The following is a 20638-nucleotide window of genomic DNA, read 5'->3' as shown; positions in this document are numbered from 1 at the left end:
AGCGGATGCTCAGGAATATAGGCTTGGAATTCGAGCTAAACCAGTCAGCCACTTTTGAGGGTGACGTGAGTTCGGTCTGCTCAACTTGTAGGAATTAGTTCGTCACCGAGATCCTTCCAGTGTGTTCGCTATCGCCAAGATCGCAGCCTTCGGCAGCTCCTACAGAAGTACGCATTCCAACTGTAGGAGCTGCCGAAGGCTGCGATCTTTTGAGGCCAGTAAAAGTTAATTACTTCAGCGCTTCCAATACCTGTATGACCGAACAAAACTCCCGCTCAACCCCCGGCAACACCGGCCGCTTCAACACCAGCACCGGCACTCCACGTTCCCGCGCCACTTCCAGTTTCGATTCAGTGGCGGCGCTGCCGCTGTTTTTGCTGATCAGCACGTCGATCTGCCGGCGCTCGAACAGCTCGCGTTCATCCTCGATCAGAAACGGCCCACGCGCGCCGATCACTTCGCAGCGCTCATTCCCGGGATAAACGTCCAGCGCACGCAATGTCCAGAATTGCTCTGGCGGGATTTCGTGCAGGTGCTGCAGCGGTTCGCGTCCGAGGGTGAACAGCGGTCGACGGAAAGGTTTAAGCGCTTCGATCAGTTCGGCCCAGTCGCTGACTTCGCGCCAGTCATCCCCGGCTTGTGGTTGCCAGGCCGGACGCCGCAAAGCCCAGCACGCAATGCCGCTCAACTTCGCGGCGGTGGCGGCGTTCTGACTGATTTGCGCTGCGTAGGGATGGGTCGCGTCCAGCAGCAGGTCAATGCCTTCATCCCGGATGAATTGCGCCAGACCTTCAGCGCCACCATAGCCGCCAACCCTAACCTGGCAGTTCAGATCCGTCGGCACGCGACCGACACCGGCCAGGCTATAGATGTGTTCCGGGCCCAGAGTCCGGGCGATGGCCAGGGCCTCCGTGACGCCGCCAAGCAACAACACGCGCTTCATTGAAAAACTCCTGCATGGCCGACAATCCCGCCCTGGCGATCGATGGCGAACACTTCGACCTGAACCTGCGCCGGCACCACGCTGCGAGCAAAGTCCAGAGCGTGCTGGCACACCGCGTCGCCGAGAGCGATCCCGGCAGCGCTGGCCATCGCCAACGCCTGCTGACTGGTATTGGCTTCGCGGATCGCCTGTTGCAACGCCTCATCGGCGCCGACCGCCGCAGCCCATTCGGCCAGTTGCGGCAGGTCGATGCTTGAATGCCGGCTGTGCAAATCCATGTGCCCGGCCGCCAGTTTGCTGATCTTGCCGAAGCCGCCGCAGAGGCTGAGTTTATCCACAGGCACTTTGCGCAGGTGCTTTAGCACCGCGCCGACGAAGTCGCCCATTTCGATCAGGGCGATTTCCGGCAGGTCGTACACTCGGCGCATGGTGTCTTCGCTGGCGTTGCCGGTGCACGCGGCGATGTGCAGGTATCCGTTGGTTTTGGCGACGTCGATGCCTTGATGGATCGAGGCGATGTAAGCCGCGCAGGAAAACGGCCGGACGATGCCGCTGGTGCCAAGGATCGACAAGCCGCCGAGAATCCCCAGTCGCGGGTTCATGGTTTTCAGCGCCAGGGCTTCGCCGTCCTCGACGTTTACCGTGACCTCGAAGCCGCCCGGGTAATCCAGCTCCTCGGCCAGCAGCGTCAGGTGCTCGCTGATCATTTTGCGCGGCACCGGGTTGATCGCCGGTTCGCCGACGTTCAGCACCAGTCCGGGCCGGGTGACGGTGCCCACGCCACGGCCGGCGCTGAAGCGAATGCCCGGCTCACTGTGCAGGCGCACCTGGGAAAAGAGCAGGGCGCCGTGGGTCACGTCCGGGTCGTCACCGGCGTCTTTGATCGTTCCGGCTTCGGCGCCGTCGTTCATCAACCGACAGAATTCCAGGCGCATTTGCACCCGTTTGCCTTTGGGCAAAATGATCTCGACGGCGTCCGCTTCGACGCCACTGAGCAGCAGGCGTGCCGCCGCGAGGCTGGTGGCGGTGGCGCAGCTGCCGGTGGTCAGGCCGCTGCGCAGCGGGGCGGGTTGTTCGGCGGTTTCGTCACGCATCGAGGGGTTTCGTCACGTCCAGCAAGGTAATCGGTAGCGCCTGACGCCAGGTGTCGAACTCGCCCAGCGGTTGCGCCTGAGCGACGTGAATGCGGGTCAGTTCACCGCCATGCCGTTCACGCCAGGCCATCAGGGTCATTTCGCTTTGCAGGGTGACGGCGTTGGCGATCAACCGGCCGCCGGGTTTGAGTTGGGCCCAGCAAGTGTCGAGCACGCCCTCGCGGGTGACCCCGCCACCGATGAAAATCGCGTCCGGGCGTTCCAGCCCATCCAAGGCTTGCGGCGCGCTGCCGCGAATCAATTGCAGACCGGGGACCCCCAAAGCATCGCGGTTGTGTTCAATCAATAACTGCCGACCTTCATCAGCTTCGACGGCCAGCGCTCGGCAGCTCGGATGAGCGCGCATCCATTCGATGCCGATTGAACCGCTGCCAGCGCCGACATCCCACAGCAGTTCGCCGGGTGTCGGTGCGAGGCGGGCGAGGGTGATGGCGCGCACATCGCGTTTGGTCAGTTGGCCGTCGTGCTGGAAGGCTGAGTCCGGCAGGCCGGCCAGTCGGGACAGGCGTGGCGTGTTCGGCTCTGCGATGCATTCGATGGCGATCAGGTTCAGATCGGCGATAGCCGGGTCAGTCCAGTCGTTGGCGACACCCTCGATGCGTCGTTCGGCTTCGCCGCCCAGATGCTCCAGCACGGTGAGGCGACTTGGCCCGAAACCGCGCTCGCGCAGCAACGCCGCGATGGCCGCCGGACTCCGGCGATCGTTGCTCAATACCAGCAAGCGCACACCACTGAACACATGGGCGTTGAGCGCGGCGATGGGGCGGGCGACTACTGAAAGCGTCACCACGTCCTGCAACGGCCAGCCCAGACGAGCGGCCGCCAATGACACGGAAGACGGGGCGGGCAGGATCAGCATTTCCGCGCCGGGCAGTTGCCGCGAAAGGCTGGCACCGACGCCATAGAACATCGGGTCGCCGCTGGCCAACACACACACCGGCTCGCCACGCAGTGCCAGCAACGGTTCAAGGGAAAACGGACTTGGCCACAATTGCCGCTCGCCGCGAATGCACACCGGCAACAAATCCAGTTGCCGCTGGCCGCCGAAGATCCGCGAGGCGCCCAGCAGGGCGCGACGGGCATTCTTGCCCAGGCCCTTGAAGCCGTCTTCACCGATACCTACTACTGTCAGCCAGGGTGACATCTGCCGTCCTCAAAAAAAGTCCACAAACGGACTGTTCCGACGGGCAGGCTTTTCATGCCGTCGGACAAAGCAGGCATAATACCGCGCCTTCGCCCGCGAAGCGCCTTTCCCCACACAGCCGGTCGCCCCCTTGAACGAACGCCCGATGTCCACCGCCTTACGCCCCTCGGCCTGCCCGGGGTTGCTGCGTATTGTTCCGGCGCTGGATGGCGGCATCTGCCGGATCAAATTGAACGGCGGCTCGATCAGTGCCGCCCAAGCTGAAGCGGTGGCCAGCGCGGCCGAGCGGTTTGCCGGGGGCGTGATCGAGGCGACCAACCGCGCCAACCTGCAGATTCGCGGGATTGGCAGCGAGCAGACGGCCTTGATCGACAGCCTGCTCGCCGCTGGATTGGGCCCGCGTACCGCGGCGGGCGACGATGTACGCAATCTGATGCTCAGCCCGAGCGCCGGGATCGACCGGCAGATGTTGCTCGATACGCGCCCGTTGGCCGAACAGATCCTCATCACCCTGCAAAGCCACGAACGTTTCCACGAACTCAGCGCCAAGTTTGCCGTGCAACTCGATGGCGGCGAAGGCCTGGCGATGCTCGAGCATCCTCATGACCTTTGGTTGAGCGCCGTTGAGCAAGAGGGCGAGTGTGTGCTGGCCTTCGGTCTGGCGGGTTGCCCGACGCAGACTCCGTCGGGCGCGGTGCGACTGGAGGACGGCCATGCGCTGGTGATCGCGGTGCTTGAGTTGTTCCTCGATCTGGCGCGTCCCGACCAGACGCGCATGCGTCATCTGCTGGCCGAATACCCGGTGACCGGGTTTGTCGCTCAAGTGGCCGAACGTGTGCCGCTACTGTCCATCGTGAGCGGGTCGCGCGCTACGAACTCGAGCGTTCCGCATATCGGCGCTCATCCTCAGCGTGAAACCGGCCGTGTCTATGTCGGTGCGATGCCGCCTCTGGGCCGACTCGATCCCGCCATGCTTCGGGGCGTGGCACAACTGGCCCGTGAATGGGGCAATGGCAGTCTTCGTTTCACGCCTTGGCAAAGTCTGCTGCTGCCCGATATCCACGAACGTGATGCCGCTGAAGTTATCCACAGCCTGGAAAACTTGGGCCTGCGCTGTTCGGCAGACGACGCCTTGGCGCATCTGATTGCCTGCACCGGTTCGGCGGGTTGCGGCAAAGGCCTGGCAGACACCAAAGGCGATGCGCTGCAACTGGCGGCGTTGCTGCAACGTCACGACCAAATCCTGAATGTGCATCTGTCTGGCTGCGCGCGTTCCTGCGCGGCGGCACACATCACGCCAGCGACTTTGCTGGCCGTCTCACCCGGTCACTACGACCTCTATTTTCGCGACACAGCGCAGCCGGGTTTCGGCGCGCTGCACGCACGCAACCTTACTATCGAAGCGGTCGCGGCCTTGCTCGACGCCCGCTCACGGAGCTCCCTTGATGCTTGATTACATCCGCGACGGTCAGGAGATCTATCGCAACTCCTTCGCGATCATTCGCGCCGAGGCCAACCTCGACCGAATCCCGGCCGATCTGGAGAAACTCGCGGTGCGGGTAATCCACGCCTGCGGCATGGTCGAGGCCATCGACGGGCTGCAATTTTCCGAAGGCGCCGGCAAGGCCGGGCGCGATGCGCTGGCGGCTGGTGCGCCGATTCTGTGCGACGCGCGGATGGTCAGCGAAGGCGTGACCCGCGCGCGTTTGCCGGCCAATAACCCAGTGATCTGCACCCTGCGCGACGACAGCGTCCCGGAGCTTGCCCGTGAGTTGGGCAACACCCGTTCCGCCGCCGCGCTGGAACTGTGGCGCCCGCACCTGGAAGGCAGCGTAGTGGTGATCGGCAATGCGCCGACCGCGCTGTTTTATCTGCTGGAAATGCTCGACGCCGGCGCGCCGAAACCGGCGCTGATCCTCGGCTTCCCGGTGGGTTTCGTCGGCGCCGCCGAATCCAAGGCGATGCTCGCGGCGGACAGCCGTGGCGTGCCCTTCGTCATCATGCAAGGCCGGCTGGGCGGTAGTGCCATGGCGGCCGCCGCCGTCAACGCCCTCGCCACGGAGATCGAATGATGCAGCAACCTGGACGTTTGATTGGCCTGGGCGTCGGCCCCGGTGATCCGGAACTGATTACCGTCAAAGCCTTGCGCCTGCTGCGCGAATCGCCGGTGGTGGCGTACTTCGTCGCCAAGGGCAAGAAAGGCAACGCCTTCGGCATCATCGAAGCGCACCTGCAGGACGCACAAACCCTGCTGCCGCTGGTGTATCCGGTAACCACCGAAGCGCTGCCGGCACCGTTGTCGTACGAACAAGTGATCAGCGATTTCTACGATGCGGCTGGCGAACAACTCGCCGCGCATCTGGACGCTGGCCGTGACGTGGCGGTGATCTGCGAAGGCGATCCGTTCTTCTACGGCTCCTACATGTACCTGCACGATCGTCTGGCCGAACGCTATGAAGCCGAAGTCGTGCCGGGCGTCTGCTCGATGCTCGGTGGTGCGTCGGTACTCGGCGCACCGCTGGTGTATCGCAATCAGAGCCTGTCGGTGCTCTCGGGCGTGCTACCCCACGAAGACCTCAAGCGGCGACTGGCTGATGCCGATGCGGCGGTGATCATGAAACTGGGGCGCAACTTTCCCAAGGTTCGTCAGGTGCTCGAAGAACTCGGTCTGGCCGAGCGTGCGCTGTACGTCGAGCGTGCGACCATGGCCAATCAGAAAATCGTGCCGCTGGATCAGGTCGAGCCGATGTCCTCGCCGTACTTCTCGCTGATCATCGTTCCCGGTGAAAGGTGGCAAGGCTGATGGCCCATTCCGCTCCGGCGATCGTCATTCTCGGCAATGGCAGCCTCGCGACCGCGCGCAAGATTCAGCAGGTGTATCCGGGCGCGCTGATCCATGGATTGGCCGAACGGGTCGAAGGTGCGGACCGTGTTTATCACGAGTTCGGCGCGACCCTGCGCGAGCTTTATCAGCAGGACACGCCGATCATCGCGCTGTGCGCCACCGGGATTGTGATCCGCACCCTGGCGCCATTGCTATTGGAAAAAGGTGCTGAGCCACCGGTGCTGGCCGTGGCCGAAGACGGTAGCGCGGTGGTGCCGTTGCTCGGCGGTCTCGGCGGAGTGAATGTCATGGCGCGCGAGATCGCCGCCGGCCTCGACGTCGCGGCGGCGATCACCACCAGCGGTGAATTGCGTTTCGGCACGTGCTTGCTCAACCCACCCAGCGGCTATGCCTTGGGCGATCTGGAACTGGGCAAGCGCTTTGTCTCGGACTTGCTGGCCGGCGAACACGTGCGCATCGAAGGCGCTGCGCCCTGGTTGGCGCAAGCACAGTTGCCAGAAGACCCTAAGGCTCATTTGTCGATCCATGTCGGCAGCGCCGAACGGACGCCAGCCGCCAATGAACTGTTGATCTACCCGCGCAGTGTGTTGTTGGCGGTCAGCGCCAGTGTGGCGGATTTGCCCCTGGCGATTCGCGCGGCGCTGCGTCAGGCGCAAATCGCCGTTCAATCGCTGGCGTGCCTGCTGGCACCAGCCACGGAAATGGCCAGCCCGGCGTTGCGCGAAGCGGCGCTAGAGCTGGGTGTGCCGCTGCGTTTTGCATCGGCTGCCCGCGATGTCAGCGAACTGGCTCGCGGGGCCGTTCCTGGCGCGACGATTATCCCGATCGACACGAATCTGGCGCTGGCAATCGCTGAACAACCGCTGGACATCGCACAGATCGGCCGCCCCCGTGGTCGGCTGGCGGTGATCGGTTTGGGCCCGGGTGCTGCGGAACTGATGGTGCCTGCGGTGAAGGCCGAACTGGCCAAAGCCACGGATGTGCTTGGCTATGAAACCTATGTGCGCATGGCCGGCCCGTTTCGTCCGGATCAAGTGTTGCATTGCACCGACAACCGCGAAGAGATGCAGCGTGCCCGTCACGCCTTCGAACTGGCGGCCCAAGGGCGTTCGGTGATTGTGGTCTCATCCGGTGACCCCGGCGTGTTCGCCATGGCAGCTGCCGTGCTGGAAGCCTTGCACGAGTCGAGTGAGTCGGCCTGGCACAGCGTCGATCTGGAGATCCTCCCTGGGGTTTCCGCTTCGCTGGCGACCGCCGCTCAGGCCGGTGCACCGTTGGGCCATGACTTCTGCGTAATGTCGCTGTCGGACAACCTCAAGCCGTGGTCGATCATCGAAAAGCGTCTGGACCTGGCCGCTGAAGCCGATCTGGCGCTGGCTTTCTATAACCCGATTTCACGTTCCAGGCCGTGGCAGTTGGGCCGTGCCCTGGAAATCGTCGCCCAGCACCGTACGCCGGAGACGCCGGTGGTTCTGGGCCGTGACATCGGTCGGCCCGGCCAGACGCTGCGGGTCACCACACTCGGTGCGCTCACGCCTGAACAAGTGGACATGCGCACCATGGTGCTGATCGGCTCGTCCACCACTTGCGTGTTCCCCCGCGCCGAAGGTGGTGAATGGGTTTACACACCGCGTTGGTATGGCACCAAGCCTGCCTCCTGAACCACAGCGGCCCCGTTGGGGCCGCTTGTCATTCTTTGGCTGCCTGCCCTTTGACTTCGATTGTTTCGCACCGGAGTCCCGCGCTTTAAGTAGAGGATCGGGCACAACGCGTCCAGCGATCGCGCCTGCCAGAGCTTGACCTCTTCGCTCACTGGTAATCGCCGAGATCAGGTTGGGAGAGACCTCCGTGCTGTACATTTTCTGCAAGTGCGCCTGGAGTTCTCTGACGCTCAAGCCGCGGGCGTAGAGGAAAATGACGTTGTCATCGAAGCCGGTCCAGTGCGTTTCATGCTTGGCACCTGTTGTGGCTCAAGGGACGCCTGCCGGTCGCGAGGGATGTCGAGCGGCAGTTCGCCGAAGTCGCCCTTCAGGGTTTTACCGCTGTGACCTTCCCTCAATCAATCATGCGGCCTCCCTCACAGACGCTCCGAATAAAACTCGAATATTGCGTCAGCGATAATGTCGAGTCGGTCATTTAACGTTGGACGGATCTCTTCAAACCTTGCTCTGTTCAGAGTGAACGGCACGGCACGATGCGTGAGCGTTACGTTGCCCTCGTTCCAGTCCCAAAACAGAAACTCTTCGCGCTGGACTAGCGCCCATAACGAATAATCATTCAAATCCAATGACAATCGCCCCTGGCTGTCATATTGAGCGGGCGCAATCGCAAACTCCTTGCCTCGCAGGCTATTTTTGGACAATGACCAAAGGGCTGATGTATTAGCCAATAGTGCGGCAAACATATCTCTTGTAACTTTTGCCATTTGACTGTTAACACCAGAAATCACATTCAAATAAGCCTGGCTTAGCTGGCCGGAGAAATTTCTGTAATATTTCTCGACGACCCTTTCGTCTTCGTACTCCCAGCCCATAGACCAAAGCGTGATGACAAACAGGGAGAACCAACCCTGGGGGTCTGTTTGACGATCGCGCTCCTGACTCGCATACCACTGCGCATACCGCACGCTGGCGTTGACGTCCCGTTTGTCCTGACGTGACACACCCCTTGCCGTGCTGATCAGATTACCCCCCAACAATGATCCGGCGGCCCCCGGTGAATTGAGCGTTGCAATTCTTTGACCAGTCTTTGTCTTCTTTACCGAGAAGTCACGTTCGAACGCTTCGGGATATGCCGTCAAGTCCAAGCGTCCTGTTTTCTTAAACTCCATAGTTAACTCCTTTTAAATCATTAAATAAATCTTGTAAGAAAGTTCAGGCTATACAATTTTGAAATCACCATCCACCACTTGGAGCAGCCAACTTAAAACATTCTATTACTCGCCTTCACTGCCCGACCGAACGTCAATTGTGGCCAAGTTACATTTTGGTTTTTTAATGGTGTTGAAAGACTTTGTTTGATGCGATAAGTTTTGTTGGTGATCTGGTTCAGGTTGCCTTGCTTGTTTAAATTAAATGGATTTAGAAATGAATAATATGAATGAAATTGAGTTGAATGCCTATTTTGATCAGTGCCTTGAACAGTGCCAGGCTAAACTAAAACTGCTTGGCCCAAAGATCCAGCCGCGTTCGGCAGGCTCGGCAGTGGAGTTACCAATTGATCGGGATGAATTGAATGCCGCGATCATGGGCAGCGGTATCGTTGGCTTTTTGGAGGGGATGACAAGACGCAACAAGCGCATCGTAAAAAATACATACGCTTATGCCGATATTGCTTCAAGGGTTTTGTTTTCAGAGAAAGTCGCCCGCTACGAATGTTTCAAAAAACTGATGTTCGCCACGGGCTGGACCCAGTATCTCGGTGCATTTACTCAGTACAAGTCCTCTACCTCCAAGTTGACGATGGATAACGTAGCACTGGATATTGTTCACTCTGCTATCGGTGGCGTGGCGGGTCCCGCTGGGAGTGCGTTGAAAGTTGTAGCGGGAAAAACCATTGAGGCGCTAAAGAAACAACCCGATGCGGTAAAACTGTTCGAGCGTCATGCAATTGAAGCCAGTGGCGCAAATTTTGGTATTTCCGTTTGCAAGCAAGACGATGACGCTGAAGTCACGATGGCCGTAGGTACTGTGCGCTACGACACATCGGCCAACAATACAAAAGTTATTTTTGTCGAATGGAACAGTTCTGATGTCGAGATCTATCAAGGCAAAGCACTCTTTACCATTCACGAAGAGGACTTGAGGAAAGAAGCTGAGTGCATCAAGTTCCTCGATGATCTCAGAGAAGCTATTTTTATGGAGTTTTCGCCGGTTTAAATCATTTCGGTTGCCAGAGGCGTCACGCCTCTGGCTTCTGGTGGTCGCTGCCGTTATGGCACCAGATAACCCTTCACCCCGGTAAAAATAATCTGCGCCGCCAACGCGCACACGAACAGCCCCATCAAGCGACTGACAATCTGCAACCCCTGATCACCCAGAATCCGCTCGATACGGTTCGACAGATATAGCACTACGCCGACTGTGAAACTGGCCAGCGCGATACTGAGAATCGCCGTGAGTTTGTCGTCCCAATGCGGCTGACTCACGCCCATCACCAGCAAGGCGCCGATGGTGCCGGGGCCGACCGTCAAGGGGATGGTCAGCGGGACGATGGTCACATCCTGTTGCACGTTATCGGTCTGCACCGCCGACTTACCTTGGGCCATGCCCAGCGCCGAGATGAACAGCACGCTGCCGGCGCCAATGCGGAAAGCGTCCACGGTGATGCCGAAGACATCGAAAATCACCCGCCCGAACAGGTACAGCAAAACGCTGGAAACCAGTGTGGCGGTTGCCACTTTCCAGGCCAGTCGACGTTGTTCCTTGTGCGAATAACCGCGGGTCAGGCTGATGAAACAGGACAACACGAAGAACGGGCTATAGAGCACCAGCATCTTCAGGTAAACGCTGAACAACACGTGGAGCATGGGGCAAGCTCACTGGCGAGGGAAGTCGAGGGGGAGTCTATCAGGCGCTATGGAGTCTGTCGGCTCAGGAGGTCTGAACCGCTGCACGGTTCTGTTGATCACGCTGGGCAACCCAATGCTCGATCAGGTCGCGCAGTTGCGACAGCTCGACTGGTTTGGCCATGTGCCCGTCCATGCCGGCTTGGCGCGCGCGTTCTTTGTGCTCGGCAAGGATGTGTGCGGTCAACGCCACTACGGGGGTGCGAATCCGCTGGTTGCCGACTTCCCAGGCACGCAGTTGCTGGGTGGCGGAGAAACCGTCGAGGATCGGCATTTCACAGTCCATCAGCACCAGGTCGTAGCGCTGGGCCTTCATCGCCATCAGGGCTTCTTCGCCATTGCTGGCGGTGTCCGGTTGCAGGTTGAGCTTGCCCAGCATGCCGCGTATGACCTTGGTCGAAATGCTGTTGTCTTCGGCCACCAGGATGCGGAAATCGCTGGGCACCTTGACCGGAAGGGTAGGGCCGGTGGGCAGCTGCTGCGAGACAGGCAAGCCTTTGTTGCGCTGGTTCAGCTCGTCCGCCAGGGTGGTCTTGAGTGTATAGCCGGCCACCGGTTTGGCGAGAATGCGCTTGATCCCGGAATTACGCGCGATGATCTTGCTCGGGGCATTGCTGATGCCGGTGAGCATGATCAGCAGAATGTCATGGTTCAGGCTCGGGTCTTCCTTGATCTTGGCGGCCAGTTGCATGCCGGTCATGCCGGGCATGTTCTGGTCCAGCAGGACCACGTCGAAGTAATCGCGCAGGTGGGCCTTGGTGCGCAGCAACGCCAGGGCCTCCTTGCCGGATGGCACGGCGCTGACATTCAGGCCCCAGGCGCTGCACTGCTGCACCAACACCTTGCGACAGGTGTCGTTGTCGTCCACGACCAGAACGCGTGCGCCTTGTAACGGGCTGTCCAGGTCCGAGGTCGGATGTTCGAGACGGTCCGGATCCAGCGGCAGGGTCAGCCACAATGTGCTGCCCTGGTTGGCACCGCTCTTGATGCCGAATTCACCCTGCATCAAACGGATCAGCTGACGGGCAATCACCAACCCTAGATTGCCCCCCAGGCTGGTGGCCGAGAGGAAGTGCTTGCTGTGCAGTTCTGCATGCATCAGCGCGTCTCGTTCTTCCGCCTCCATCGGCTGGCCGCTGTCCTGCACCGCGATGCGCAGTCGAGGTTTGGCGCTGCGTTCATCCAGAGCAACGACGATCAGGATCTCGCCTTCGTCGGTTTTCTTCAGGGCGTTCTCCAGCAGGCTCAGCAGGGTCTGGCGCAGGCGTGTCGGATCTCCGCTGATGACGCGGGGTACCTGCGGCTGGATAAAGCTGATCAGCTCGACGTTCTGCTGTTCAGCCTTGGCGCGGAAGATGCTCAGGCAGTCTTCGATCAGGGCGTTGAGGTCGAACTGCACGTCGTCGAGTTCGATCTGCCCGGATTCGAGTTTGGAAATGTCGAGAATTTCATTGATGAGTGTCAGCAGTTCGTTGCCGGCGCTATGGATGGTCTGCACATAGTCGCGTTGCTTGACCGACAGCGGTGTGCCCAGCAGTAGTTCGGTCATGCCCAGCACGCCATTCATCGGGGTGCGGATTTCGTGGCTGATCTTCGCCAGAAATTCGGCTTTGGCGTTGATCTCTGCGTTGCTGGCGGCCAGATCGCGACTGACGCTGAAACGGTCTTCGGTGATGCTGCGCTGTCGCTCGCCCAGGGCAATACTCATCAACAGGCCACTGATACAGATAAACACCAGCAAAATGATGATCAGGCCTTGCGGAGCGACAAGGGTCAGCCCCTGCAGTGCCGGCAGGATAATCAATGTGCCGAGGTTGAATACCACCATGGCCGCCACGAACAGGCGCGCCGGGCGATAACCTTTTTGCCAGTGATGGGCACTGACGAACAACATGCTCAGACCGGCCAGAGCAACCAGCCCATACGTGATCAGGTTCAGTGGCAATGTGTTGACGAACAGCAACAGCAGGCCGCAGGCCATGATGAACAGGATGTCCCCCAGCAGCAGTTTGTTCAGCGGGTGCGGGCCGAGCGGGGCGAAGAAACGGTAGGCGAACATCAAACCGCAAGGCGCGGTCATCAGCAAGGCGAGGTAGGCACCGGGTGTCTGCACGGCGGACCAGTTCGGCAACCATGGCCGGGCCAGGTTCAGTAGCAACACCAGGCTGAGCATCAGCAGCCCTTCGCATGCTGCCAGCCAGAGGCTGCTGCGCGAGCGGGTGTAGATGTAACGGGTCAGGTTATGCAGGATCAGCATCCCGAGGCAGCCAAAAAGCAAGCCGTAGATCAGCGTCTGGTACTGAGTGGCCGCGGTCATGACCGCCGATTGCAGGGTGATGTAGGGCCGAAACTGGTGTTCGGAAACCAGCCGCAGGTAGACGTCGAGGGTTTTGTCGCTTTGTGATAGCGGCAACATGAAGTCGCTGCTGGGGAGGGGGCGCTTAGCCTGGAGCTGCCCGATACCGGTATTCAATTGATCGATCAGCTGGTCGCCGTCGAGCACATACAGATTGAGGTGCGACAGGTCTGGTGCGAACACTCGCAGCAACTGTTCGTGCTTGCCGGGTGCGAGCCTGAAACGCAGCCATAGCGCACCTTCGGGCGCGGCCGCAGTGAGGCGGTCGAGTTCGACGGGGCTGAATTGATTGGTGTAGCGGCTGGAGCGGATGTCGCTCAGCTGCAGGTCGCCCTGTTCGTCGAGCAATACCGCCCAGCCACTGCCTTGCGCGGCTTGGGCCGGGAGCATGCAGAGCAAGGTCAGCAGAGTGACGGTGAAGCCTATGGCAATCCTGAGCCAGCGCACGGCGAAATCCCTTCATAGGTTGATGCCAGAGTATAACTATGCGCGGCGCCGGAATAGTCAGGCAAGGACCGCAAGCCCTTGCCTGGCCTAATGGATGGCTTATTCCTGATTTTCGCCACGCTCGCGGGCAATGGCGCGGTAGCCAATGTCCTTGCGGTAGAAGCAGCCTTCCCAGTCGATTTTAGCCGCCAGTTTGTAAGCCTGCTGCTGGGCTGCATCGACGCTGGTTCCCATGGCGGTTGCACACAGCACCCGACCACCGGCGGTGACCACCTGACCGTCCTTGAGCGCAGTACCGGCATGGAAGACTTTGCCTTCCAGTGCGGCGGCTGCATCCAGGCCATTGATGGCGACGCCTTTGGCGTAGTCACCTGGATAACCGCCAGCGGCCAATACGATGCCGACGCTTGGACGTGGATCCCATTGCGCTTCGACCTTGTCCAGCGCTTGCGCCAGGGCCGCCTCGACCAGCAATACCAGGCTCGACTGCAAGCGCAGCATTACCGGTTGGGTCTCAGGATCGCCGAAACGGCAGTTGAACTCGATAACTTTTGGGTTACCAGCCTTGTCGATCATCAGGCCGGCATAGAGGAAACCGGTGTAAACGTTGCCTTCCTCGGCCATGCCACGTACGGTCGGCCAGATCACCAGGTCCATGACCCGCTGGTGGACTTCGGCCGTGACGACCGGGGCCGGAGAGTAAGCGCCCATGCCGCCGGTGTTCGGACCGGTATCGCCGTCGCCGACGCGTTTGTGGTCCTGGCTGGTAGCCATCGGCAGCACGTTCTTGCCATCGACCATGACGATGAAGCTGGCTTCTTCGCCGTCCAGGAATTCTTCGATCACCACGCGGGAACCGGCGTCGCCAAACGCATTGCCGGCGAGCATGTCGCGCACCGCGTCTTCGGCTTCGCCGAGGGTCATGGCCACGATCACGCCTTTACCGGCGGCCAGGCCATCGGCCTTGATCACGATCGGTGCGCCTTTTTCACGCAGATAAGCCAGGGCCGGCTCGATCTCGGTGAAGTTCTGATAGTCAGCAGTCGGGATCTTGTGGCGAGCCAGGAAGTCTTTGGTGAAGGCTTTCGAACCTTCCAGTTGCGCAGCACCAGCGGTCGGGCCGAAGCAATCCAGGCCACGGGAGCGGAACAGATCGACGACACCGGCGACCAGCGGCACTTCCGGGCCGACGATGGTCAGAGAAACGTTCTTCTCGGCAAAATCAGCCAGTTGCTCAAGCGCCAGCACGTCGATAGCGACGTTCTCGCACTTGGCTTCAATGGCGGTGCCGGCGTTGCCCGGGGCAACGAAAACTTTCTGCACGCGCGGATCCTGAGCCACTTTCCAGGCCAGGGCGTGTTCACGGCCACCGCTGCCAATGATCAAAACATTCATTTCAAAAACCTCGGATGACGCTAATTCTGGATAGCACCGATGGTGCTTTGTGTGGGAGCGGGCTTGCTCGCGAAAGCGGTCTGTCAGTCACATCAATGCTGGATGTGCCGCCGTCTTCGCGAGCAAGCCCGCTCCCACATTCGATCGTCGTATCAGTGACGGAAGTGGCGCATGCCGGTGAACACCATGGCGATGCCAGCTTCGTCGGCTGCAGCAATCACTTCAGCATCACGCATCGAGCCACCTGGCTGGATCACCGCAGTGATGCCGACCTTGGCTGCGTTGTCCAGACCGTCGCGGAACGGGAAGAACGCATCCGATGCCATTACCGAACCGGCTACTTGCAAACCGGCATGTTCAGCCTTGATCGCAGCGATACGCGCCGAGTTCACGCGGCTCATCTGGCCGGCGCCGACACCGATGGTCTGACGGTTCTTGGCGTAGACGATAGCGTTGGACTTCACGTACTTGGCGACTTTCCAGGCGAAGATCAGGTCGTTGATTTCCTGTTCGGTCGGGGCGCGCTTGGTCACGACTTTCAGGTCTTCGCTGCCAATCATGCCGATGTCGCGGCTCTGCACCAGCAAACCGCCATTGACGCGTTTGTAGTCCCAGGCCGGAGCGCGATCAGCCGACCACTCGCCGCAGGCCAGCAGGCGTACGTTGGCTTTTGCAGCGACGATAGCGCGAGCTTCTTCACTGACGGACGGGGCGATGATCACTTCGACGAACTGACGCTCGACGATGGCCTTGGCAGTTTCAGCATCCAGTTCGCGGTTGAACGCGATGATGCCGCCAAACGCCGATTCGGTGTCGGTGGCGTAGGCCAGTTCGTAGGCCTGACGGATGCCGCCTTCAGCGTCCGGGCTCACGGCCACGCCGCACGGGTTGGCATGCTTGACGATCACGCAGGCCGGCTTGACGAAGCTCTTCACGCATTCCAGCGCGGCGTCGGTGTCGGCCACGTTGTTGAACGACAGCTCTTTGCCTTGCAATTGGGTCGCGGTGGCGATGCCGACTTCGGCAGGCTTGGCTTCGACATAGAACGCCGCGCTCTGGTGCGGGTTCTCGCCGTAGCGCATTTCCTGAGCCTTGATGAACTGGCTGTTGAAAGTGCGCGGGAATTCACTGCGACCTTCGGTGCTGAGGGTTTCAGCCGCCTGGTTCACGGTGCCCATGTAGTTGGCGATCATGCCATCATAGGCGGCGGTGTGTTCGAAGGCCTTGAGCATCAGATCGAAACGCTGAGCATAGGTCAGGCCGCCGGCCTTGAGGCTTTCCAGGACGTTGGTGTAATCGCTGGCGTTCACCACGATGGCCACATCTTTGTGGTTCTTCGCTGCCGAACGGACCATGGTCGGGCCGCCGATGTCGATGTTTTCGATGGCGGTCGGCAGGTCGCAGCCTGGCTTGTTGATGGTGGCTTCGAACGGGTACAGGTTGACCGCTACCAGATCGATCGGCTTGATGCCGTGCTCGTTCATGATGGCGTCGTCGATACCGCGGCGACCGAGGATCCCGCCGTGAATTTTCGGGTGCAGGGTTTTCACCCGACCGTCCATCATTTCTGCGAAACCGGTGTAGTCCGCGACTTCCACTGCGGCAACGCCGTTGTCGCGCAGCAGCTTGAACGTACCGCCGGTGGAGAGGATCTCGACGCCCAGGGCTTCAAGTTCCTTGGCGAATTCAAGGATCCCGGTCTTGTCGGAAACGCTGATCAAAGCGCGGCGGATCGGCAGGCGGGTAGTCTGGTCGGTCATTTCAATTTCCATCAAAAGCAAAGGAGTCAGCAAAAAAGGCGACCGGTTTTACGCGGGCGCCTTTCTGGTTTGATTGAATGCTTACAGCAAATCGTACTGCTTGAGTTTCTTGCGCAGGGTGCCCCGGTTCAGCCCGAGCAGCTCACTGGCCTTGGTCTGGTTGCCCTTGACGTAGTTCATCACGCATTCGAGCAGGGGAGCCTCGACTTCGGAAAGCACCAGGTTGTACACATCCGTGACGGCAGCGCCCTCAAGGTGGGCGAAATAATTGTGCAGCGCCTTCTCGACACTCCCGCGAAGGGTCTGACCTTCTTCGCTCGGCGTATTGAGGTGCTGTTTCAAATTCACGTTGTCGCTCACGGGTGTTGTTCCACTCACTAAAGTCTCGGTCATCATCGTCATGCAGCCACCCCTTCTCCGTCCCCTGTCAGGCTCTTGTAGCGTTCGGCGAAGAAGGCCCGAACGTAGGCGCATTGTGCTTCCGTATCTTCCAAACGATTGAAGTGGGCGCGGAACTCCCTGGCGCCCGGCAAGGTTGCGAGATACCAGCCCACATGCTTGCGAGCTATGCGCACGCCCATGACGTCGCCATAGAAGGCATGCAGCGCGGCCAGATGCTCAAGCAGAATACGTTCCACCTCGATCAGCTCCGGTGCCGGGAGTTTTTCGCCGGTACGCAGATAATGGTCGATTTCACGAAAAATCCATGGCTGCCCCTGAGCAGCCCGACCCACCAACAGGCCATCGGCACCGGTCGCGTCGAGCACGTACCGGGCTTTCTCGGGCGAATCGATATCGCCATTGGCGAAGACCGGAATCGACACTGCCTGCTTGATCGCGGCAATGGTGTCGTACTCCGCTTCACCGGTATACAGATCGGCACGGGTGCGGCCATGTACCGCCAACGCCGTAATACCTGCCTGTTCGGCGATCTTCGCCACCGTCAGGCCGTTCTTGTTCGCCCGGTCCCAGCCGGTGCGGATCTTCAGGGTGACCGGTACATCGACCGCGGCCACCACGGCCTGCAGGATCTCGGTCACCAATGCTTCATCTCTCAACAGGGCGGAGCCGGCGGCCTTGTTGCAGACCTTCTTCGCCGGACAGCCCATGTTGATATCAATAATCTGTGCGCCCAGTTCGACGTTGGCCCGGGCTGCATCCGCCAGCATCTGCGCATCTCCGCCAGCGATCTGTACCGAGCGGGGCTCGGGATCACCTTCGTGGATCATGCGCATCCGCGATTTGCGGGTGTTCCACAAGCTCATGTCGCTGGTGACCATTTCCGAGACTACAAGGCCCGCGCCCAGTCGCTTGCACAGCTGACGAAAGGGCTGGTCGGTGACACCCGCCATGGGGGCGAGAATCAAGCCGTTGTGCAATGTATATGGACCGATGCGTACCGCCGACATAGGACTTCCCTGTTGTGGGGCCGGATCATGAGAGTTCGAAAAAGGGTTGGCATGATACCCGCTCTCGATGACTGGATAAAGGCTGAATTGGATAAAATCTGAACAGTTAATTCGTTATCGCCAGCGGTTTGGTTGGAACGGTCAAAGTCAGAAAACTGCCGTCAAGCCTGTAACACTCGAGCGTTTCACTCGGGGGAATGGAAGCTCAGGCTGTAGTTCACCGCTTTGGGGCCTGGATCGAGAATGTCCAGCGCGATGTGGATTGGCGTTTGTGGCGGCATTTCCGCGAGGCCTTCGAGGTCGCCGCTGAGGTACTCGCCGGGCTTGAAGCGACGGCTGGCGATCAGGTGACCGTTGAGGTCGGCAAAGCGCAGTTCCAGCAACGGGAAGGGCTGGGAGAAGGGCGCGCGATTGTAAATGATGGCATCGACCACCAGGGCGCCGTTGAAGTCCGGGTGGCTGCGGACTACCAGATTGCTGCTTTTGACTTTCGCGATGTCGACTTTGGACGGCACGGTGCAGCCGATCTGCGGACAAAGTTGCTGGAACCACGGACGGTACTGGTCCTGGCGTGCCAGTTCGTCGAAGTGGTAGGCGACGTATTGCCCAGCGAGGCCGGCGGCGCCGAGCAGGATCAGCAGCAGCCAGAAAAAGCGCCGGCCCCAGGGGGAACGACGTTTTTGCCAGTCCAGTTGCAACGGGTCATCGCTCAGGTCCTCCAGCACTTCCGCGCGCAGGGCCGGTCCGCTGCGTTCGCGTCGCTTGCGCAGGGGCTCGACCGAGGGCAGGTCGTCGTCGGTCTCATCAGTGGTCGCCGACAGGCTTCCAAAGGGGATCGGGGCGTCGAGCGGGTCGTGCAGGCGCAGATGTTGTATCTCGGGCTCGTCGTCCAGATCCGCGGGTTCCAGCGACAGCGAAGGCTCGGTGCGCGAATGTTTGCTCGGCTCGATCGTCGGTTCTGGCGTGGGTGTTTCGACGGTTTGTGCGCGATCGGCGGCCGATTCACTGAAGAGGCTGTCGGACCAGGGCTCCTGATCGTGCTCGGTGGTATCGCGGCGAGCGCTGAGGCTGTCTTCGCGGGGCCGAGTGAATTCCGTTGTTGGCTGGATTTCCCGCTGTTCAAGCCGGGCGAGCTCTTCGTCCAGATCCAGGCTGTCCAGATCCATTTCTGCAGCGGTCCATTGCTTTTGGCTGATGGCTCGCTGCACGGTCGGTTCGACGGGGGGCGGTGCAACCGGTTTGACCGTCTCCTTGCCGGCCCGCTGCTCGAGTAATTGCTTGGCGGCGTTGAACACCTGCAAGCACGAGCCGCAACGAACCACTCCACGGGCCACGCTCAATTGAGCATGGCTGACGCGGAAGCTGGTTTGGCAATGCGGGCACTGGGTGACGAAGCTGTCGGTCATGCGGCAATCCGGTTTATGCAGGCGCTCATTCTAGCGCCGACGGCCAGTAATGCGTACCCAGCCGTCGCGATTGGCAATCGGGTCCAGATCGAAGTCCTGAGCGTAGGCTGCGGCGACTTCTTCACCTTGTTCGGCGAGGATGCCCGACAGCGCCAGGCGACCGCCCGGCTTGACCAGGCTGGACAGTTGCGGCGCCAGCGAAACCAGCGGGCCGGCAAGAATGTTGGCCACCAGCACGTCGGCCTGAACCTGTGGCAGGTCCTGCGGCAGATACAGCGGGAAGAGTTCGTCGGCAATGTTGTTGCGCCCGGCATTGTCGCGGGAGGCTTCCAGCGCCTGCACGTCGATGTCGGTGCCGACGGCTTGCTTGGCGCCCAGCAACAGCGCGGCAATCGCCAGAATCCCCGAGCCGCAACCGAAGTCGAGCACGTTGCAATCTTTCAGGTCCTGACTGTCGAGCCATTCCAGGCACAGTGCGGTGGTCGGATGAGTGCCGGTGCCGAACGCCAGGCCTGGGTCCAGCAGCAGGTTCACCGCGTCCGGCTCAGGCGCGGCGTGCCAGCTCGGGACGATCCACAGGCGCTGACCGAAGCGCATCGGCTGGAAACCGTCCATCCAGCTGCGCTCCCAATCCTGGTCTTCGATCACTTCGCTGTGATGCTCGGGCAGCGGGCTGCCGGTCAGCAACTCAAGGTGGGCCAGTACGCTGGCGGCTTCGGTGCCACCTTCGAACAAGGCCAGCAGGTGAGTGTGCGACCACAGCGGGGTGGTGTTGAGTTCCGGTTCGAAGATCGGCTGATCTTCGGCGTCCATGAAAGTCACCGACACGGCGCCCACTTCAAGGAACGCGTCTTCGTAGGTTTCGGCTTGTTCTGGGCTGATGGCGAGACGGACTTGCAGCCAAGGCATGGCGGGCACCTTTGAAAAATATAGATTGCAGCCTAGCGGGCTGCGAGAAGCGCGCAAGTTTACGCGAGCGCGAGGCAGAAGACGACCGGGTAGGCTGAGTTCGGAATTGGACGAATAACTTGTGGCGAGGGAGCTTGCTCCCGCTGGAGCGCGAAGCGGTCCCAAAATGGCCGAACCGGATCTGTCTGATACCGCGCAGTTGAATGGTCTTGCGGTCGCTGCGCAACCGAGCGGGAGCAAGCTCCCTCGCCACAAGGGTTTTGCGTGCAGCCAATCTCCAGAAACAACAAAGCCGCTCGAAAG

At 60.5% G+C, this 20638-nt stretch carries 17 protein-coding genes and 1 pseudogene; 5 read left to right on the top strand and 13 right to left on the bottom strand.

Annotated elements, in window-relative coordinates; genetic code table 11:
- Positions 1-229: 229 nt before the first annotated feature.
- From BK662_RS14480 to cbiE, 3 genes are read right to left on the bottom strand one after another with little or no spacing between them, the layout of a single operon-like run.
- Positions 230-943: a cobalt-precorrin-6A reductase gene (locus BK662_RS14480; protein WP_123358625.1), complete on the bottom strand. Its 714-nt coding sequence runs from the start codon at positions 941-943 to the stop codon at positions 230-232.
- Positions 940-2037, bottom strand: coding sequence for a cobalt-precorrin-5B (C(1))-methyltransferase (locus BK662_RS14475; protein WP_095052942.1), 1098 nt, complete (start codon positions 2035-2037; stop codon positions 940-942). Before BK662_RS14475 ends, BK662_RS14480 begins: the two co-directional genes overlap by 4 nt.
- On the bottom strand, positions 2030-3241 hold the full coding sequence (gene cbiE / locus BK662_RS14470; protein ID WP_123358624.1) for a precorrin-6y C5,15-methyltransferase (decarboxylating) subunit CbiE: 1212 nt from the start codon (positions 3239-3241) through the stop codon (positions 2030-2032). Before cbiE ends, BK662_RS14475 begins: the two co-directional genes overlap by 8 nt.
- Before the next feature lie 145 nt (positions 3242-3386).
- Between cbiE and cobG the strand changes: the two genes are divergently transcribed.
- From cobG to cobJ, 4 genes are read left to right on the top strand one after another with little or no spacing between them, the layout of a single operon-like run.
- Positions 3387-4694: a precorrin-3B synthase gene (cobG, locus tag BK662_RS14465; protein ID WP_123358623.1), complete on the top strand. Its 1308-nt coding sequence runs from the start codon at positions 3387-3389 to the stop codon at positions 4692-4694.
- On the top strand, positions 4687-5313 hold the full coding sequence (locus tag BK662_RS14460) for a precorrin-8X methylmutase (RefSeq protein WP_019650629.1): 627 nt from the start codon (positions 4687-4689) through the stop codon (positions 5311-5313). Before cobG ends, BK662_RS14460 begins: the two co-directional genes overlap by 8 nt.
- Complete coding sequence (locus BK662_RS14455; RefSeq protein ID WP_030128260.1) at positions 5313-6044, top strand: precorrin-2 C(20)-methyltransferase; 732 nt, start codon at positions 5313-5315, stop codon at positions 6042-6044. Before BK662_RS14460 ends, BK662_RS14455 begins: the two co-directional genes overlap by 1 nt.
- Positions 6044-7747: a precorrin-3B C(17)-methyltransferase gene (gene cobJ / locus BK662_RS14450; protein ID WP_123358622.1), complete on the top strand. Its 1704-nt coding sequence runs from the start codon at positions 6044-6046 to the stop codon at positions 7745-7747. Before BK662_RS14455 ends, cobJ begins: the two co-directional genes overlap by 1 nt.
- 86 nt (positions 7748-7833) lie before the next feature.
- On the opposite strand, the pseudogene BK662_RS14445 reads toward cobJ, so the two are convergent.
- Both BK662_RS14445 and BK662_RS14440 read right to left on the bottom strand, forming a co-directional pair.
- Positions 7834-8142, bottom strand: a pseudogene (locus BK662_RS14445) (transposase); the annotation flags it as partial.
- A gap of 21 nt (positions 8143-8163) precedes the next feature.
- Positions 8164-8916 (bottom strand): hypothetical protein, encoded by a 753-nt coding sequence (locus BK662_RS14440; protein ID WP_123358621.1) that lies wholly within the window; start codon positions 8914-8916, stop codon positions 8164-8166.
- Positions 8917-9172: 256 nt separating this feature from the next.
- On the opposite strand from BK662_RS14440, the gene BK662_RS14435 reads away from it, so the two are divergent.
- Positions 9173-9964, top strand: coding sequence for a hypothetical protein (locus tag BK662_RS14435; protein ID WP_123358620.1), 792 nt, complete (start codon positions 9173-9175; stop codon positions 9962-9964).
- A gap of 53 nt (positions 9965-10017) precedes the next feature.
- On the opposite strand, the gene tspR is transcribed toward BK662_RS14435, so the two are convergent.
- From tspR to prmA, 8 genes are all read right to left on the bottom strand, one after another.
- Positions 10018-10614 carry a type III secretion system genes modulator TspR gene (tspR, locus tag BK662_RS14430; RefSeq protein ID WP_123358619.1) on the bottom strand — a complete coding sequence of 199 codons (597 nt, stop codon included), beginning with the start codon at positions 10612-10614 and terminating at the stop codon, positions 10018-10020.
- A 64-nt stretch (positions 10615-10678) separates the two neighbouring features.
- On the bottom strand, positions 10679-13456 hold the full coding sequence (locus tag BK662_RS14425; RefSeq protein WP_123358618.1) for a hybrid sensor histidine kinase/response regulator: 2778 nt from the start codon (positions 13454-13456) through the stop codon (positions 10679-10681).
- Between the two features lie 99 nt (positions 13457-13555).
- On the bottom strand, positions 13556-14851 hold the full coding sequence (gene purD, locus BK662_RS14420) for a phosphoribosylamine--glycine ligase (RefSeq protein WP_123358617.1): 1296 nt from the start codon (positions 14849-14851) through the stop codon (positions 13556-13558).
- Positions 14852-15003: 152 nt separating this feature from the next.
- Entirely contained in the window at positions 15004-16611 is a 1608-nt protein-coding gene (purH, locus tag BK662_RS14415; protein ID WP_123358616.1) for a bifunctional phosphoribosylaminoimidazolecarboxamide formyltransferase/IMP cyclohydrolase, read from the bottom strand.
- A gap of 81 nt (positions 16612-16692) precedes the next feature.
- On the bottom strand, positions 16693-17013 hold the full coding sequence (gene fis / locus BK662_RS14410; protein ID WP_007907419.1) for a DNA-binding transcriptional regulator Fis: 321 nt from the start codon (positions 17011-17013) through the stop codon (positions 16693-16695).
- Entirely contained in the window at positions 17010-18020 is a 1011-nt protein-coding gene (dusB, locus tag BK662_RS14405; protein ID WP_123358615.1) for a tRNA dihydrouridine synthase DusB, read from the bottom strand. Before dusB ends, fis begins: the two co-directional genes overlap by 4 nt.
- A 185-nt stretch (positions 18021-18205) precedes the next feature.
- Complete coding sequence (locus tag BK662_RS14400) at positions 18206-19426, bottom strand: DUF3426 domain-containing protein (protein ID WP_123358614.1); 1221 nt, start codon at positions 19424-19426, stop codon at positions 18206-18208.
- 30 nt (positions 19427-19456) lie between these two features.
- Complete coding sequence (gene prmA, locus BK662_RS14395) at positions 19457-20335, bottom strand: 50S ribosomal protein L11 methyltransferase (RefSeq protein WP_123358613.1); 879 nt, start codon at positions 20333-20335, stop codon at positions 19457-19459.
- Positions 20336-20638 lie beyond the last annotated feature (303 nt).

It is taken from the genome of Pseudomonas frederiksbergensis, assembly GCF_003732275.1.
GTDB lineage: Bacteria > Pseudomonadota > Gammaproteobacteria > Pseudomonadales > Pseudomonadaceae > Aquipseudomonas > Aquipseudomonas frederiksbergensis_H.
This window is presented reverse-complemented; position numbering and strand designations above follow the sequence as displayed.

Coding starts and splice junctions, on each gene's coding strand:
- BK662_RS14480 (WP_123358625.1), bottom strand. CDS start 943: ATGAAGCGCGTGTTGTTGCTTGGCGGCGTCACGGAGGCCCTGGCCATC.
- BK662_RS14475 (WP_095052942.1), bottom strand. CDS start 2,037: ATGCGTGACGAAACCGCCGAACAACCCGCCCCGCTGCGCAGCGGCCTG.
- cbiE (WP_123358624.1), bottom strand. CDS start 3,241: ATGTCACCCTGGCTGACAGTAGTAGGTATCGGTGAAGACGGCTTCAAG.
- cobG (WP_123358623.1), top strand. CDS start 3,387: ATGTCCACCGCCTTACGCCCCTCGGCCTGCCCGGGGTTGCTGCGTATT.
- BK662_RS14460 (WP_019650629.1), top strand. CDS start 4,687: ATGCTTGATTACATCCGCGACGGTCAGGAGATCTATCGCAACTCCTTC.
- BK662_RS14455 (WP_030128260.1), top strand. CDS start 5,313: ATGCAGCAACCTGGACGTTTGATTGGCCTGGGCGTCGGCCCCGGTGAT.
- cobJ (WP_123358622.1), top strand. CDS start 6,044: ATGGCCCATTCCGCTCCGGCGATCGTCATTCTCGGCAATGGCAGCCTC.
- BK662_RS14440 (WP_123358621.1), bottom strand. CDS start 8,916: ATGGAGTTTAAGAAAACAGGACGCTTGGACTTGACGGCATATCCCGAA.
- BK662_RS14435 (WP_123358620.1), top strand. CDS start 9,173: ATGAATAATATGAATGAAATTGAGTTGAATGCCTATTTTGATCAGTGC.
- tspR (WP_123358619.1), bottom strand. CDS start 10,614: ATGCTCCACGTGTTGTTCAGCGTTTACCTGAAGATGCTGGTGCTCTAT.
- purD (WP_123358617.1), bottom strand. CDS start 14,851: ATGAATGTTTTGATCATTGGCAGCGGTGGCCGTGAACACGCCCTGGCC.
- purH (WP_123358616.1), bottom strand. CDS start 16,611: ATGACCGACCAGACTACCCGCCTGCCGATCCGCCGCGCTTTGATCAGC.
- fis (WP_007907419.1), bottom strand. CDS start 17,013: ATGACGATGATGACCGAGACTTTAGTGAGTGGAACAACACCCGTGAGC.
- dusB (WP_123358615.1), bottom strand. CDS start 18,020: ATGTCGGCGGTACGCATCGGTCCATATACATTGCACAACGGCTTGATT.
- BK662_RS14400 (WP_123358614.1), bottom strand. CDS start 19,426: ATGACCGACAGCTTCGTCACCCAGTGCCCGCATTGCCAAACCAGCTTC.
- prmA (WP_123358613.1), bottom strand. CDS start 20,335: ATGCCTTGGCTGCAAGTCCGTCTCGCCATCAGCCCAGAACAAGCCGAA.